13 protein-coding genes and 1 pseudogene are annotated in these 15776 nt (G+C 49.7%); 9 read left to right on the top strand and 5 right to left on the bottom strand.

Annotation, left to right across the window (positions count from 1 at the left end; translation table 11 throughout):
* Positions 1 to 94: 94 nt before the first annotated feature.
* Positions 95 to 3772: an SIR2 family protein gene (locus tag UNDKW_RS17275; RefSeq protein ID WP_162059681.1), complete on the top strand. Its 3678-nt coding sequence runs from the start codon at positions 95 to 97 to the stop codon at positions 3770 to 3772.
* A 132-nt stretch (positions 3773 to 3904) separates the two neighbouring features.
* Here the strand turns inward: UNDKW_RS17275 and UNDKW_RS30550 are convergent, their stop codons facing one another.
* The 4 genes and pseudogenes from UNDKW_RS30550 to UNDKW_RS30535 form a co-directional block, all read right to left on the bottom strand.
* Entirely contained in the window at positions 3905 to 4546 is a 642-nt protein-coding gene (locus UNDKW_RS30550; RefSeq protein WP_232063019.1) for a phospholipase domain-containing protein, read from the bottom strand.
* Positions 4547 to 4591: 45 nt separating this feature from the next.
* Complete coding sequence (locus UNDKW_RS30545) at positions 4592 to 5116, bottom strand: phospholipase domain-containing protein (RefSeq protein WP_232063435.1); 525 nt, start codon at positions 5114 to 5116, stop codon at positions 4592 to 4594.
* Positions 5090 to 6175, bottom strand: a pseudogene (locus UNDKW_RS30540) (alkaline phosphatase family protein); the annotation flags it as partial. The pseudogene UNDKW_RS30540 and the gene UNDKW_RS30545, both read right to left, overlap by 27 nt.
* Entirely contained in the window at positions 6156 to 6311 is a 156-nt protein-coding gene (locus UNDKW_RS30535) for a twin-arginine translocation signal domain-containing protein (RefSeq protein ID WP_232063018.1), read from the bottom strand. The gene UNDKW_RS30535 and the pseudogene UNDKW_RS30540, both read right to left, overlap by 20 nt.
* A 315-nt stretch (positions 6312 to 6626) precedes the next feature.
* On the opposite strand from UNDKW_RS30535, the gene UNDKW_RS17265 reads away from it, so the two are divergent.
* From UNDKW_RS17265 to UNDKW_RS17230, 8 genes are all read left to right on the top strand, one after another.
* The gene (locus tag UNDKW_RS17265; protein WP_162059680.1) at positions 6627 to 7091 is read left to right on the top strand and encodes a DUF305 domain-containing protein; all 465 of its coding nucleotides are present in this window, start codon (positions 6627 to 6629) and stop codon (positions 7089 to 7091) included.
* Between the two features lie 81 nt (positions 7092 to 7172).
* Positions 7173 to 8570, top strand: a complete 1398-nt coding sequence (locus UNDKW_RS17260) for a YncE family protein (RefSeq protein ID WP_162059679.1) — start codon at positions 7173 to 7175, stop codon at positions 8568 to 8570.
* Between the two features lie 60 nt (positions 8571 to 8630).
* On the top strand, positions 8631 to 9254 hold the full coding sequence (locus UNDKW_RS17255; RefSeq protein ID WP_162061994.1) for a heavy metal response regulator transcription factor: 624 nt from the start codon (positions 8631 to 8633) through the stop codon (positions 9252 to 9254).
* A complete protein-coding gene (locus UNDKW_RS17250; protein ID WP_162059678.1) occupies positions 9190 to 10284 on the top strand; it encodes a heavy metal sensor histidine kinase in 1095 nt (364 codons plus the stop codon). Before UNDKW_RS17255 ends, UNDKW_RS17250 begins: the two co-directional genes overlap by 65 nt.
* A 133-nt stretch (positions 10285 to 10417) precedes the next feature.
* Positions 10418 to 11059 carry a dephospho-CoA kinase gene (gene coaE / locus UNDKW_RS17245; protein WP_162059677.1) on the top strand — a complete coding sequence of 214 codons (642 nt, stop codon included), beginning with the start codon at positions 10418 to 10420 and terminating at the stop codon, positions 11057 to 11059.
* Positions 11056 to 12195 carry a pantetheine-phosphate adenylyltransferase gene (coaD, locus tag UNDKW_RS17240; RefSeq protein WP_162059676.1) on the top strand — a complete coding sequence of 380 codons (1140 nt, stop codon included), beginning with the start codon at positions 11056 to 11058 and terminating at the stop codon, positions 12193 to 12195. The genes coaE and coaD overlap by 4 nt, the downstream gene beginning before the upstream one ends.
* A 288-nt stretch (positions 12196 to 12483) precedes the next feature.
* Positions 12484 to 13536, top strand: a complete 1053-nt coding sequence (locus tag UNDKW_RS17235) for an ABC transporter substrate-binding protein (protein ID WP_232063017.1) — start codon at positions 12484 to 12486, stop codon at positions 13534 to 13536.
* Positions 13533 to 14801: a sensor domain-containing diguanylate cyclase gene (locus tag UNDKW_RS17230; RefSeq protein ID WP_162059675.1), complete on the top strand. Its 1269-nt coding sequence runs from the start codon at positions 13533 to 13535 to the stop codon at positions 14799 to 14801. Before UNDKW_RS17235 ends, UNDKW_RS17230 begins: the two co-directional genes overlap by 4 nt.
* Here the strand turns inward: UNDKW_RS17230 and argP are convergent.
* Complete coding sequence (argP, locus tag UNDKW_RS17225) at positions 14782 to 15693, bottom strand: HTH-type transcriptional regulator ArgP (RefSeq protein WP_162059674.1); 912 nt, start codon at positions 15691 to 15693, stop codon at positions 14782 to 14784. The genes UNDKW_RS17230 and argP overlap by 20 nt on opposite strands.
* Between the last annotated feature and the right edge of the window lie 83 nt (positions 15694 to 15776).

The following is a 15776-nucleotide window of genomic DNA, read 5'->3' as shown; positions in this document are numbered from 1 at the left end:
ATAATAAAGATTGATTTTTAGTAAGGCTAAGATTAAATTCACTAGAAAATGCTTTTTTAATCATAAGTTGCAAAACCGAAAATGATCTTGAACCATGGAAATAAAACTAATAAGTGAGCTCACCGATTATCCATCGATAAAAAAACTAGCTTCCGCCCTGCATCAGTTTGATGCGAGCAGGCACGGTGCTGCCATTATGGTAGGAGCTGGTTTTAGCCGAAGTGCGGCACATCATGTCGGTGGCGATAAGAAGATGCCTTTATGGGATAGCTTCACCAAAAAACTGGTGGCGGAACTTAATCCCGCTGACACAAATTTGAACTTCTCTGATCCATTGCGTGTCGCTGAAGAGTATAGGGCTTACTTCGGGCAAGCGGCTTTGAATGATCGAATTCGCTCCGAAATAGATAATGACGCCTGGAGAACGGGTGAACTTTATCAATCCTTGTTAGAGTTGCCATGGTCAGAAATCATGACTACCAATTGGGACACTTTATTGGAACGTGCTGCGGAGGGTATTCATGGACCGTATTACACGACAATAACTAAGCCGTCTGATTTGACATGGGCTTCATCACCGCGCATCGCTAAGCTTCACGGCACAATAGGTACAACAGAAACTTTTATTGCCGCCCAAGAGGACTACCGCACCTACCCAGAAAGATTCGCTCCTTTTGTCAATTTTGCGCGTCAGGTGTTTATCGAAAATGAACTTTGCCTACTTGGGTTTTCTGGCGACGATCCCAATTTCTTACATTGGACGGGCTGGGTTCGCGATCACTTGGCCGATCACTCTCGAAAAATCTATTTGGTTGGCGCTTTGAATCTCACTGCAGCAAGACGTAAGCACCTTGAATCTATCAATATTGCGCCAATTGATTTGTGGGATGCAGTGAAGCATATTGATGATCGTGATTTGATGCATCGCAATGCGACTGAATTGTTCCTGGCAGCGATGTCGAATGAAGCTAGGTCCAAGATGGAGCCGCATAAGTGGTCTCCAAGCAATTTGGGTAGCTCGCAAGTAACGGAAACTGATCTGTCTCGCCGATTCAAAGATCATGACTATGCGGCTAGCTTATTGAAGGCGCAGTTGGCAGCATTGAAAAAAGATCGTGAGTCTTATCCCGGCTGGTTGATATGCCCACCTTCATTACAATGGAAAATCAAATCTCAACTAACTAATCCGTCACCTAATATAAAAAATGTTGCCGCATTAATGCCAAACGATCGAGCTCAATTGCTTTATGAAATTGCGTGGCGGCATAGTATAACTTTTGACCATATCGATCCTTGGCTCGCGAATCAGCTTTTTGAAATTGTAAATTCGGACGAACCCATGAGTATTGGCAAACGGCAGCGAATGGAAATTGCTTTGACTTTGCTCAAAAATAGTCGTTGGTTAGAGGTAAATAATGAGACTGATCAACAATTCAATCAAGAGCGCATTAACGTGCTGGTTACTTTGCTGGAAAAACATTCTCAATATTTACCTGACTGCGTTGCAGAGTTGGCATATTACCATGCCCTGGTTGCACGTGACGTGCTTGATTACGCTGGTGTCGAAGCACGGTTAGAAAAAATTGTAGGTGAAGACCCTGTTTGGAAGCTTCGACAGGCCTCATTGACGATGGAATCGGGACGCTTTGCAGAAGGGAGGGAACTAATAGCAAAAGCTTACGGTGAGCTAAGAGAAAATCATCGCCGTGATCGATATTCTATCCCTATTCTTTCGCGGCTGATGTGGGCGCACTTATTATTAGAAATGGCTAATAGAGGTCACTCCAATCGGAGTCAAGAAGTGCTCCCGGCCTTTGTTGAGAGCAAATACCGAGAATGGAAATGTGATCCTTGGGATTGGATGGAAAATATCCGAGAGAGGGCTGACGAACAGCAGAAAGAGTACTTAAAAAATCAAAAAAGCATCGAACCCTTGTTTGAACAGGGCTATTATCGGGATAACTCAAGCCAGCGCTCATTTAGTAATGGGAAATCTGTATTCTTAGCTTTGGACGGAATGAGTCGAAATGTAGGGCTTCCTTTGCGCTTAGGTAATGTCAATCTGCTTGCAGGTACCTTAGAAAAATTGATTTTGTCTGGCGGTATTGGTGCAGAATTGTGGAATCTCACAATGGCACTCCGTGTAGCTAATAGCGAAGACGCTACTTCAATAAAAGATGTTTTTACACGAGTTGGAATTGCAAGGATATCTCAACGAGACGCGAATTCCATTGTTTCCAGGATTTTGCCAGCGATAGAATTTTGGCAGTTCAAACGTAGCAATGGAAGCGTAGAGCAGCGGGGATTTGCATTACCAGCTCTTCAGGTATTAATTGAGGCGTTGGCGCGACTAGTCGTGCGCCTGACATCCGAAGAGGCCAAAAATATATTCCGACTAGCTGTCACTTTAGGACGTCAGCCAGACTTTCAGCACATTTTGCTTTGTACGGTTTTAAAATCTTTATTAACTAATTCTCTTAAAAGTATCCCGAAGTCAGGACAAGGAGAATTATTGACGGATGCATTGACATTCCCCTTGCCGAGTGAGGTAAGAACAGATGTTTCTCATTACCTTCCGATGCTTGTCATCGATTACCCTAATGCGCGGGATTCTTACCCAAGCTTGGAGAAACAAATAAATGAGCTGATATCACCTGGCCCCAACGGACTAGTTTCGAATGCTGCATTGTTGCGGCTGTTGCCTTTGTGTAAAAAGGAGGGGTTTCTCACAGACGGTGAGCGTGAAAAATTGGCGGACATACTTTGGGGAACTCCTCCGACATATGAGAATTTACCGTATGCGGGAAAGATATATCCCCATGCTTTTCTATACTTGCCAGCACCTGATGCTGAAAAAGTTAAAGCATTGCTGCGCCATCATTTGTTTGAGCATGACGAAGCGGTTTTGATAGATACACAGAAAAAATTGCGTAGTTTTCCCTCTATCGAAATTGAACGGGCTATCATGATCTACAGCGGTATAGCGCATGCCGCAGTTAGTACCGCCGGGGCTGTCTTTCCAACACCAGAGCAAGCAATAGTAATTTTTGACCGCTTGATGGAATGGCGCCCATGGAAGGGCAGTGATGATACTTTCGGTCTTGAAACCAGGGAACAAACACGTTTAGCAGATAGTATAGGTAATGCGCTTGCGTATGCAATCGTACCGATGCTAGCTAAGGAAGCGAGAAGTACTAAGCGCTTTCAAAAACTAAAGTTATTCTACGAAGAAGTTAATATATCAATTTCAGTAATGCCTGCATTTGCATACTTTGCATCAATAAGTGAAGACATTGCAGATTTTGCGGAAAAGATGATTCGCAAGTCTTTGCATCGACATGCGCCGCGCGAAGTGAGCTACGCTGCGATTACTTTGCAAAAATGGATAGAGCTACCAGAGGCTGCTGATTTGCCGCAATTTGATCGTCTTATTTCAAGGCTGATGGTCATCATTGAGTCAGGGCGTAAGGTTGGTTTGCAGCAGTTGTTGCGTACCGTTGGCGATATTTTCAAAAAGTCACGGCTATCCTCTGAGCAGGTTGCAATATTAATAGAAGCTATTCCTGAAATATTTGACGCAAATGACTACGCAAACATCGACCCCGCTGGTGAAGAAGCTATTACCGCATCGAGCCTGAGAGTTGAGTGTGTAAAATTAGCGAAAGTATTTTTTAGAAAAAATCCAGATGCCACTAGTCTAAAAGGTTTGCTTGAGAAAGCTTTGACCGATGCATTGCCAGAGGTACGTTTTGCGATTGACGAGACCGAGTAAATAATACATTCCCCGGGCTTTGCCTGGGGTACTTACAGAGATTTGGTCTATCTCCAAAAAAGAAGTAGTTTCAAGATGAATTTGTATGCACATCAATTCCAAAGTTGTTTCAATGGCATGCAACTGCGAACGTTACACTATCGTTAATGCCAGCGGTGCAGCCAGAGCCGTATAAGCATCATTATATAAATACCAAATCATGTAGTTGCCGGTGGCCAGGTTAGCTGTATTGAGCTTGAGATTGCCCTGCATGCTGCTGGCATATTGCCAGGCCAATGAATTGGCCGTGCCTGGTACTACGCCAACGGCATATACACCTATCCAGTTTTTTGTGCTGAGCTGTGCCTGTGCTACCTCGTAGGTGACAGTGATGTTGCTGCCTCTTGTTATCTGTGGTGTGCTGCTGCTGAGGCGGGCTGCGCTGCGTTTTCCACCTATGCGGGGGTCGCAACGGCTGTTGAAATTATTATTTGCCGTTGCTTCGACATGACCAGCCAATCTGCGCAGGAATTGCGTGTCGTTGCTGCTACTCACACTGAAGTCATGCCAGCCAAAACTGTTGCTCAGGCTATAGTCGAGCCGCAAACTTTGTCCGGCTACCAGGGTGTGCATGCTTGACATGCTGCCATAGGCATTGTCGCTGATAATCAGCGTGCAAGTCTGGTTACTGTCTGTATTGGACAGGGGCAGCACCAGTTTGCCATTGACAGTGTCATGTATAGTCTGCACTTCCGGCCTGTTTGTGGCGGTGCTGCTGCCCTGGCATTCGCGCATGAAGCCATTAGGGCCATAGATTGCGAGGTGATAACTGTCACCGCTCTAGTTCCAGACTTCTTTCTGTATCTGCTTGCCAACTTCGACAGTGTAATACCATGGGCCATCGGCGCGTGCTCTGGAGTACACGATGAAGGCTGCGCCCGTAGTACCAGTGTTGGTGAAACTGACTTCAAGCTGTTTGCTGGCATTCTGACGGGGTTGTACCGCCAGCTCATACGACAGGCGACAGGCTGGGCGTGGGCCCTGCAGCGACTGATAAGACTCTTGCTGCGGCTGGATCTGGTTGACTGGAGGTACCGGATAAGGCTTACCATTAACCGGCACATAGGCCGCAGTTTTGGGGACGGTGGCAGGCCAGTTCTGATCTAGTGATTTGAAGTCAAATGCCGACGTCAGGTCACCGCAGACAGTGCGTCGCCATGGCGATATCTGGTTACGACTCACTGCTGCACGGCTTTTACCCAGGTCATTGACCAGCCACTCTTCAAGAAAGCGTAACTTTGAGGTGTGATCAAATAACTGAGAGCAGACTTTGCCGCCTTTACTCCATGGCGAAATCACCAACATGGGTACGCGCGGCCCCATGCCTACGGGTTCATTGCCGGACTTTTCATTGTAGCCGTTATCTGCCAGGGTTGATCGTCCCATGGCAGTCGTTACCGGAGGAATATCTGGCGGTACATGGTCGAAGAATCCATCGTTTTCATCATACATCAGCAGGAAAACAGTTTTGGCCCAGACTTCAGGTTCTGCCACCAGGGCAGCCAATAGTCTTGCCGTCAGATTTTCGCCGACATTTGGAGAGTTGGGTGCATGCTCGGTATAGTCATTGGGTGCACATATCCATGACACCTGGGGCAAGCGGCGGTTACGTATATCATCGGCAAAGGCGCTGACCAGACCATCGCCTCTGCTGCCACCCACGCTGGCACCTGGCGCCAATATACGGGCTTTTTGATACAGGGACGAATTGCTGTTCAAGCGACTGCCGTTAGCATTGACACGAAAATTTTTGAAATAAGCGAGGTAGTTGTCACCGTAGTTATCCCATTCCTGATAGACCTTCCAACTGACCTGATTCGCTTCCAGCACTTCTGCATAGGTCTGCCATGAGGGGGCGATGGCTGTCGTTGCGCTGGAGATGTCGTCATTGGCCGGTTCAGCATTGTAATAACCCCTGGCATCAATGTTGTACAGATTACCCATGCTACCCAGCCAGCCCTGGTTGGTACCGCTGAGCGAATACAGGCGGTTGGGGTCAGTGGCACCAAAGACCTAGCAATGATAGGCATCGCAGATCGTGAATGCATCTGCCAGCGCATAGTAAAACGGCAGGTCGCCACGGTCGAAATAGCCCATGGTTTGTACTGTCTTTTGTCTGACCCAGGCCTGCCAGGTTTGCTGCGAACCTTTCCACGAATGATAGGTGCCGACCGACAGTGCGCTGGTGTTCCTGACATCGAAATGAAAAGGCAGCACACTGCCGCCAGCCGGGTTAGGTTGCTGCCAGATCGGTGCGCCGATTGGCAGGCTGATGGCACGTGGATCGTCAAAAGCCGCGTACCCCGGCCAGGGTGCCAAAGTAATGATCGAAAGAGCGGTTTTCCTACATGAAGATGATGACATGGCCAACATCGGCCAGCGTTCCCGTGAGATTGTTCGCCGGTACGGCGAGTGTCTCCATTATCAGGCCGGGTAACAGGCCGGACCCGGCTGTCGCAGCAGAAAATTGCAAAAACCGTCTCCGGCTGTCGGAAATCATGGCGTCTCCTTTTTTGCGAAATAAAGCGGGCTCAGCATTAAATTGGTGTTGATAATATATTTCAAATATGTCAGTGACATGACGAAATTGAAAGAAATGCCTGGAGCCGGGATGGGGGTTTTTTGAGCCTATGGTCGGGGAATCCGGGAAATGCCAAGCAGGCTGATCAGCCTGGTTTTGCGCTCGCTGCATTCTGACAAAATTGTCATGTTTGCGTCATCTTGTTGTTCTGGTAGTGCTTCCATACTGTCCATCGTCAAACATGCATCTGCAGCCTGTGTTTTATGGAAGATGAAAATTTCTGGGAGTAACAAGATGGTCGTTAATCGTTTTAGTTTCAGCTGGGGAGCAGGTCGCCCGCTTATGTTTGTATGCGCTGCTGTGTTGATCAACCTGGCCTTGCTCCTCAAGCCTGCTCTGGCACATGAGCATCACCATGGTGCTGCGGTGGTTGAATGTGCCAGTGATAAAACTGATGGCAGCAAGCCAGTTTTCATGGCAACCACAGCGAAGCCGTTCGCTGTGCTGATGGATGATGCCATGCAGCTTATGGATGAAGGTGTGAAATGTGCGCCCATGAATGGTCAGAGTGAGCATGACTTTATGAGCATGATGATTCCTCATCACCAGGGTGCCGTCGATATGGCCAAGGCGGTTTTACTGTATAGCAAGGACCCGGCCGTCAGGAATCTGGCACTGGGCATCATCGCTGAGCAGCAAAACGAAATCAAACTCATGCAGCTATGGTTGCAGCAGCACCCTCAGGCTGCCGGCAAATAGTTCTTACTCATTAGTCACTCAGTCGTTACTCCGCCAGAGTTTAAAACCTGGGTTATTCCTCTCACTTAAAAAAAAATCATCATGAAAAACAAATCAGCGCTCGCATTGATTGCGGCAAGCACTCTTATCGCACACACAGCCTGGGCCCTGCCTTCGGCGCGAGACAGGGTTTACACGGCAGACCAGAACAGCAATACCATCTCGGTATTCAACCCCGCCAGCAATACCCTGGTTGGTCAGATCAGGCTCGGTAATCCGCGTCCTGATGTCTTGTCGGCCTTGTACAAGGGGCAGATCAATGTGCATGGCATGGGGTTTTCGCCAGACCATAAAACCTTGCTGGCGATATCCAATGGTTCCAACTCGGTAGTATTTATTGATACTGCCACCAACAAGGTCAAGGGCACGACTTATGTGGGTCGTTCGCCGCATGAGGGTTTTTTCACGGCGGATGGTAAAGAAGTATGGGTGGTTGTGCGTGGTGAAGACTATATCTCGGTCATAGACCCAGTCACTTTCAAGGAGACGCGGCGTATACAGACTGACCTGGGGCCGGGCATGGTGCAATTCCATCCTGCTGGCAAGCTGGCTTTTGTGGTGTCTAGCTTCACGCCCATGGTCGATGTGATTGATGTAGCTACGCATGAAGTCATCAAGCGTATCAAGGTGGTCAGCCCGTTCTCACCGTTTTTGCAATTTACGCCAGACTCTAGTGAAGTGTGGATGACGCACAAAGACGTCGGCAAAGTCACCCGCATCGACACAAAAACGCTGGAAGTGAGCGGGGTGTTTGATATCGGCTTTATGTCCAATCACCTGGCTTTTGCCAACATTGATGGAAAAACCCTGGCCTATGTAACCATAGGCGGTGAGAATGTCGTCAAGGTATTCACGACAGACAAAGTGCCCAGATTGCTGGCCAGTATTGCAACCGGAGCCTTGCCGCATGGCATATGGGCGCCGGACGATCACAGCCGCATGTATGTCGGGCTGAAGAATGGTGATCGCGTTGATGTCTGTGATACCGCCAGCAATAAAGTCATTGCCCACATGGCTGGTGGCCAGGCCCCGCAGGCGCTGGTGTATGTATCTAACGTGGTCGAGAGTGGCGATAGTGCCAATGGCACTGCGAATCTGGTCCCGCGCAGCAATAATGAGCCGGTGAACATAGGTTTGAAACCCGTGAATGGTGAGGGCAGGGGCTTTGTCGTATTGCGTAACCTGGGTATAGTCGATGCGCTGGAAGTGGCTTTGTTCAAGCTCAAGCCAGAAACTGTATATACGGTTTATCTTGATGGGCAAAACACCGTATTGGGCCGTTTGAAGACCGATGCGAAAGGCGCAGCCAATGCAACTGTGATAGGCCCTGTGAGGGAAGCGATAAAGGCAGATGCCAGCATCAAAGCTCAGCGACTGATTGTCATGGAAGGCAGTAAGGCACTGAATGCAGAGTCAGCTGTGATGGTGAGCACAAATTAGTCCAGGCGATGGCCGGATGTTAGAATCCGGCCATCAACGCATCATGCATACAGGATACGGATAACCATATTAGTCATAGAGGATGATCAGAAAACCGGCGACTACCTGAAGAAGGGTTTGCGCGAATCAGGTTATGCCGTTGATCTTGCCAGGAATGGCATTGATGGCCTGCATCTGGCCATGGAGCAAAGCTATGAACTGGTCATTATTGATGTCATGATGCCCGGCCTGGATGGCTGGACAGTGATGCAATCGCTGCGCAGCAAGCAGGATATGCCTGTCATCTTCCTGACCGCGCGCGACCATGTCGATGACAGGATACGCGGCCTGCAACTGGGCGCAGATGATTACCTGGTCAAACCCTTTTCATTTACTGAGCTTGTGCTGCGCATCCGTACCCTGTTGCGCCGTGGCATCAGGCGCGATGCCGACATCTACCAGGTCGCAGACCTGCAGCTTGATACCGTGCGTCATAAAATCACCCGTCAACATATACCCATAGTTTTGACCAGTAAAGAGTTCATGTTGCTGCACCTTCTGATCAAGCTCCACGACGAAGCGCTCTCGCGCACTATCATCGCATCCCAGATAGGGGACATGAATTTTGACAATGATACCAATGTCGTTGATGTTGCCGTCAAACGCCTGCGTGCCACTGACGCTCGCTGCCTTGCAAGACGGTAAGCGCGATGATGGTGTGCGGGTACGCTGGGTAGCAGCCCTGGCAGAAGTGGGCAATCATAAAGACAAGGTAGAAATCATCGCCGCCTATGTGATGACGCAAGAATCTGGTGTGCTGTCAACTTACCTCTTGCGTGTGATTGCCGCAGTAGCATTGACGTTATTGTTGACGAGTGCGTTGAGTTACCTGATCTTGCGACGCGGCCTCTTGCCCATCACCGTCATGAGTACTCAGGCCGGGCAGATCAGCCCTAAAAACTTGTCCTTGCGCCTTTCAGCAGCCGATATGCCGCCTGACTTGCGCAAGTTGGCCCTTGCATGCAACGACATGCTGGACAGGCTGGAAGCAGGCTTCCAACAACTTTCGCAATTCTCATCAGACCTGGCGCATGAATTGCGCACACCCGTCAATATCCTGATGGGCCAGACCCAGGTGGCCCTTGCGCAGGTCAGGGAGGTGGATGAGTATGAAAGCCTGCTTGAATCCAATCTCGAAGAATATGCCCGGCTGGCGCGCATCATCGAAAACATCCTGTTTCTCGCTCACATCGATCATGCAGGTTTTGTGGTCGAAAAAGAGCCGCTATCAATGGCAGCAGAGATGGGCAAGCTCATTGATTATTTCGACATCCTGGCACAAGAGCGCGACATGCATTTTGCTGTCGATGTCGGTGGTATTGATGGCATGGTCCATGCCAATCCCCTGATGCTGCAGAGAGCACTCAGTAATCTGTTCATCAACGCCATACGACATGGGCAAGCCGGGACGGTGATACGGGTGAAAGTCATCGCCAGCACCGAAGGGGCGAGCATCAGCATCATCAATCAATGTGCTGCCATAGAGCCGCCGCAACTGGACAAAATGTTTGACCGCTTTTACCGCGGCGACAGCGCCCGCAACAGCCATACAGAATCAAACGGCCTGGGCTTGTCCATCGTCAAGGCTATTGTCGATTTGCATGGCGGACATGTCAGTGTCAGTTATAACAAGAATGAACAGGCTATTGTTTTAGAGTTGTTTTTCCCGGCGTAAAAGAGGCGGCTCATCCAGCATTAATTTTTTTAATATTTATGTTGGTTGTATAACCAAAATTACTTGTATTCTGAGCTTTGTTGGATTAAGCTTTGAATATTGGTTAATTAACCAAATATTGAAAGCAGCTCACATGCAAGTTCCTACTGACATCTCTGCCAAGCATTTACCCGTTCGCGTGGTTTTGCTGACTGGGCCCATGGGAAGCGGCAAATCGTGCGCAGCCAGGTGTTTCCAGCAACTGGGTGTGCCTGTCATTGATACTGATCTGCTTGCCAGGGCAATACACCAGGACCCGCAACATCCTGTAATGGAACAAATTGCACAGGAGTTGCCGCAATTGCTGACAGAAGATGGATGTTTGCGGCGTGGCAGCTTGCGCACGGTGCTGACGCATGATGCACATGCCAATCGTCGCTTGCTGTGCCTGTTGAAGCCTCATGTGCTGGCAGCAATGCGGCAATGGACTGTGCAGCAAACTGCGCCGTATGTGATCTGGGAAACCGCGCTCTTGCCTGATGAACCTGGCGGCTTCATGTACGATAGCGCTTTGCTGGTGCATGCTGACGCTCAAATTCGTCTGCGACGCGTGCGTCAGCGTAACCCTGACTGGACTGAAACTGAGATCAGGCAGGTTTTTAATATGCAGGCCACATTGGATCAGTACAAGGAATACGCCGACGCGATGATCGTCAATCAGGGCAACATCATGGAACTGGAACAGGCAGTCTTGCAGCAACACCTTACTTTTATGTCGCACTGGAGCACACAATGAAAAAAATCGCATTCTCTGGCACTCTGGACCCGATCACCAATGGTCATTTATGGGTGATACAAGAGGCCCGCGCTTTGGCAGATGAAGTGGTGGTTTTTATTTCTGAAAACCCGGTCAAGAAACCGCAGTTTGATGCGATCGAACGCAAGGATATTATTGAGCGCAGCGTGGCTGAATGCGGCTGGCACAATGTCAGTGTGGTTATCGTCAAGGGTGATTACACAGCCCGTGCCGCCAAGCGCCACGGCATAGAGTATCTGGTGCGCGGCATACGCAATACTTCAGACTTTGATTATGAAAACCTGATACAGCAAACCAATGTCGATGTGCTTGATGGTGCCAAGACTATTTTTGTCATGCCACCGCGTGACCTTGGCTCGGTCAGTTCCAGTTTCGTGCGGGCCTTGCAAGGGCCGGTGGGCTGGCACTGGACGGTAAAAAAATTCATGCCCATGCCCGCTTATATCGCCTGGATCAAAAGCTGGCTGCGTACAGACTGGCAAAAACTTTGGGAGGGTGCTGGTGTTGAGGCCAGCAAACTCGACCACTGGTTTGATTATCTGACTGGTGATGAAGCCTATGGCTCAGCACGCCGGACTTATCATAATCTCGATCACCTGGTGCATGGCCTGAGTGAAATCTCTGCCTGGGCGAGCAATACGGGTGCCAGCAAGGCCGACGTTGCGATATTGAAAAAAGCTTTTTGGTTCCATGACGCAGTCTATGGCGGCTCTGTTGGCAAGCGTGCTGGTCTGTCGAATGAAGAGCAAAGTGCCAGGTTGTGGCTGGATGCCAGCCTGGGATCAGAGCATGCGCAGGAGGTGGCTGATCTCATACGGGTGACAGATCACTTCCAGAGTGCAGGCCTGAGCCACCCCTTGAAAGATGCCATGCTCGGTGTTGATCTGGCGATACTGGGCCAGGCGGCGGATACTTATGATGCCTATGCGTCAACTGTACGGCTTGAATACAGTGACGTTGATGATGCTGCTTACCAGGCGGGCAGGGCGCGTGTCTTAAGCCATTTTGAGGCACAGGCAGTAGCTGGCAACTTGTTTTCTGATACCTGGTTTGCTGAGCTCTACACCAGCCAGGCGCTGGTGAATATCAGGCGTGAAAAAGCTTTACTGAAATAGGCCGCCCTCAAGACAGAATCCGCCTGCATGACACATCCATGCTCATTCACATAAAATGTGATTTTTTGTGAATGAGCAACTTTTTACTCAGGAAAACCGCGAAAATAGAAGCTGAGTAAAAAACTGTCGGTTCACCATCACCTGGGCGAACTCAAGACAGGCACTGATCCCGTCATCATTTGCAGTTCTTACATGACAGGATGCGCGGAGGCAGGAATGTGGATTTATCGTTTGGTTGTTTGCTTGTGCGCCTGCATGGCCTTGTTCATGCCTTGTGTGGTTATGGCTATGACCGTCACCTTTCTCAATCCGGGTAAATCTGATGAAATCTACTGGGTCACCGCCAGCAACGGCATGTCGGCTGCCGCCCACAGCCTGGGCATCCATCTCGAAGTCATTTATTCTGAACGCGATCATTTAAAGACCCTGGAATATGCGAAGCAGATTGCGGCACGTCCGGCTGGTAAGCGGCCTGATTATGTGATCTTGTCGAATGATTATGCTGTCGGTGCTGAAGCACTGCGCATACTGGATGCCGCAAACATCAAGACTTTTTTTGCCTATAGCGGTATCAATGATGCCGGTGACAGGGAAAAAACCGGTATGCCACGTCAGTTTTACAAGGGCTGGCTGGGGGTGCTGGAACCGCAGGCAGAAGATGCGGGTTACCAGACCGCACGCGCGCTGATACAACGTGGCAAGACAGAAAAAATGTTCAGTTCTGATGGCAAATTGCATCTGCTGGCAATTGCCGGGGACAGATCCACGGCGACATCGTATAAACGCACTGAAGGTATGCGCAAGGCTGTTGCAGAAGCGAATGTGGTACTGGATCAGGTCGTCTATGGCGACTGGAACCGTGCCAAGGCGCAGGAGCAGAGCGTCTGGCTGTATCAGCGCTATCCCCAGACCAGGTTGATCTGGGCCGGGAATGATTTGATGAGCTTTGGTGCGATGGAAAGCTGGCGCGCCCGCGGTGGCAAACCAGGGCGCGATGCTCATTTCAGTGCCATCAATACCTCGGCTGAAGCTTTTACCGCATTGGAGTCAGGCAGTCTCACGGCGCTGGCTGGCGGCCATTTCATTACCGGTGCATTTGGCCTGGTGATGCTATATGACTATCACCATGGCAAGGACTTTGCTGATGAAGGCCTGGAGCAAAACAGATCCATGTTCATACTGTTCACACCAGAAGTGGCCAGGCGTTACCAGCAATTGTTTGGCGCGCAGAATTTTGAAAAAGTGGATTTCAGGAAGTTCAGCAAATACCTGAACCCTGCCATCAAAAAATATGATTTCAGTTTCCGGCATTTATTGACCCAGTCAGATCAGCGCAAATGAGCAAGCAAGTCCTGCAACCGATCGCCAGTTTGTTGATACGACGTGTCTTCAAATGGGTGATCCTGTGCGTGATCTGTATCAGCAGCCTGCAAGCCTGGCTCAATTACCGCGCCATAGAAGAAAACTTCACGATGACTGTGGATGACGTGGCCCATGCGCATCTGCCTTTATTGTCTGTTGCCATCTGGGATATAGAGCCGCAAACCATACAAAAGCAAATCGATTTGATTTTGAAGAATAAAACGATTTCTTATGTGGCCATCAAGGCCAGCACCGGGCAGCAATTTACTGGTGGTGATGTCAATCGTCTCGGAAATGGCCAGCATATGAAGTTCAACATCCCAGCCCCGGCAGACGCCAGTAAAACAGTGGGTACGGTGGAGTTTGTCGTCGATAAGACTATCTTGCGCAAGGAATTGTTGCGCAGCTTTATTATCGTCATTATCGAAGTCATCATCCTGTCGATTTTTATTTTTATGGCGGTCGTGGCAATATTGCGTCGTGATCTTGAAAAACCGATGCGGCAACTGGCAGATTTTGTCAAAAACCTGCAAGCCAACCAGCTCGCGACCAAACTGGAATTAAAACGCAAACCGGAGGACGGATATAACGAAATTGACCTGGTCGTCGATGGCTTCCACACCATGCAGGACAGTCTGCAAAAACATATCGCCAACCAGGATGCACTGGTCGCTGAGCGAACCAGCCAGCTCGAAACGGCGATGAAAACCCTGAAGCAATTATCGATTACTGATGGTCTCACCAGTTGTTATAACCGCCTCTTGTTCAATGAGCGCATGCCTGCAGAAATCCAGAGAGCCGTGCGTTACCAGCGCCATTTGTCGCTGGTGTTTTGCGACATAGATTTCTTCAAGAAAATCAATGATGAGTATGGGCATGCAGTAGGCGACACTGTGCTCATCGCTTTTACCCAATGCCTGGCCGATGAGTTGCGTGCTGATGTCGATTGGATAGTCCGCTACGGCGGCGAAGAGTTCATCATGGTTTTACCTGAGACCAGTCTGCTGGCTGCACTTGAAGTCGCAGAAAGAATACGTCAGAAAGTCGAACATCAACTGACCATACGTCTGGCCAACGGCAACATGCTACACATCACCGCCAGTTTTGGGGTGGCTCAATTGCAGGCGGCCGACAATATGGAAAGCATGGTGCAGCGCGCTGATGAATGTCTGTACAAAGCCAAGTCCCAGGGACGCAACCGGGTGCAGCCCATGGCTGCACCCGTCATTTATCTGGGTCCCTGACTTGCTGCAGGCTCTCCCGGGCTTGCCTGACCAGGGTATTTGTCAGCCGAGCCAGCCGGGGCGTCTGTACTTTCCAGTGGTGCCAGTACAGGGCGACATCCACAGGATGATGCGGCATAAGCCTGACCAGCTTGTCCTGATCCAGATTTTCCAGCATGACATCAGGAATCACGCCCCAGCCCAGTCCCAGTAAAATCGACTGGTTATACGGCGTTGTTGCTGGTACATAGTGTGTGGGGTAAGTATGTTCCTGCAGTCCAAAATGTTCGAGCAAAATCTGAGCTTGCAATTTGTCCTTGCGATTGAAAGTCAGCACTGGTGCCAGCCTGGCTGCTTCGCGTGTCATCCCTTGCGGGAACCAGCGCTGGCAATATTCTTTGCTGGCAACCGGGTGGTAACGCATGAAGCCCAGGGGCACAGCCTGGCAACCCCGCATCGCATTTTGTTCAGCAGAGAGGCAGCCGAGCACCATACCGCTTTCCAGTAAATCATGGGTGTGATCCTGGTCATCGATCAACACTTCAAGCAAGATATTTTCAGCGATCAAAAATTCTGCCAGTGCAGGCAGTAGCCAGCTATCCAGACTATCGGCATTGACGCCTAGGGCAATGCTGATGGCAGCACTTTGCTGACCGGCAAATTCGCTTTGCAAATCCTGTTCAAGTTCTGCTACCCGCCGCAAGTGCTGTACCAGCTTTTGTCCGGCTGCCGTGGCGCGGCAGGGGCGGCTGCGTACCAGCAGGGTATTGCCCAGCTCCATTTCCAGTGCCTTGATGCGCTGGGAAATGGCCGAGCTGGTCAGGCTCAGGGCCTGCGCCGCCTGTTCCAGGCTGCCATGGTCAATAACACTGAGGAAGGCTTCGCATTGGCGGCTGTCTAGTCTTGTTTGCATGTTTCTTTAGATACATTCATAAGTCTGGGGGAGAACCACCAAATACAGAGACATAAAGCCACATAGAATTAATTAAATTAAGA

Source organism: Undibacterium sp. KW1, from assembly GCF_009937955.1.
GTDB lineage: Bacteria > Pseudomonadota > Gammaproteobacteria > Burkholderiales > Burkholderiaceae_D > Undibacterium.
The sequence above is the reverse complement of the archived record's forward strand: the minus strand, read 5'-3'. Positions and strand labels throughout refer to the sequence as shown.

What these genes read in the sequence shown, in the direction of transcription:
- coaD (WP_162059676.1), top strand. Translation starts at nt 11,056, where the DNA reads ATGAAAAAAATCGCATTCTCTGGCACTCTGGACCCGATCACCAATGGT.
- UNDKW_RS17275 (WP_162059681.1), top strand. Translation starts at nt 95, where the DNA reads ATGGAAATAAAACTAATAAGTGAGCTCACCGATTATCCATCGATAAAA.
- UNDKW_RS17260 (WP_162059679.1), top strand. Translation starts at nt 7,173, where the DNA reads ATGAAAAACAAATCAGCGCTCGCATTGATTGCGGCAAGCACTCTTATC.
- UNDKW_RS17265 (WP_162059680.1), top strand. Translation starts at nt 6,627, where the DNA reads ATGGTCGTTAATCGTTTTAGTTTCAGCTGGGGAGCAGGTCGCCCGCTT.
- UNDKW_RS30535 (WP_232063018.1), bottom strand. Translation starts at nt 6,311, where the DNA reads ATGATTTCCGACAGCCGGAGACGGTTTTTGCAATTTTCTGCTGCGACA.
- UNDKW_RS17235 (WP_232063017.1), top strand. Translation starts at nt 12,484, where the DNA reads ATGACCGTCACCTTTCTCAATCCGGGTAAATCTGATGAAATCTACTGG.
- coaE (WP_162059677.1), top strand. Translation starts at nt 10,418, where the DNA reads ATGCAAGTTCCTACTGACATCTCTGCCAAGCATTTACCCGTTCGCGTG.
- UNDKW_RS17250 (WP_162059678.1), top strand. Translation starts at nt 9,190, where the DNA reads ATGTCGTTGATGTTGCCGTCAAACGCCTGCGTGCCACTGACGCTCGCT.
- argP (WP_162059674.1), bottom strand. Translation starts at nt 15,693, where the DNA reads ATGCAAACAAGACTAGACAGCCGCCAATGCGAAGCCTTCCTCAGTGTT.
- UNDKW_RS17230 (WP_162059675.1), top strand. Translation starts at nt 13,533, where the DNA reads ATGAGCAAGCAAGTCCTGCAACCGATCGCCAGTTTGTTGATACGACGT.
- UNDKW_RS30545 (WP_232063435.1), bottom strand. Translation starts at nt 5,116, where the DNA reads ATGTTGGTGATTTCGCCATGGAGTAAAGGCGGCAAAGTCTGCTCTCAG.
- UNDKW_RS30550 (WP_232063019.1), bottom strand. Translation starts at nt 4,546, where the DNA reads ATGCGCGAATGCCAGGGCAGCAGCACCGCCACAAACAGGCCGGAAGTG.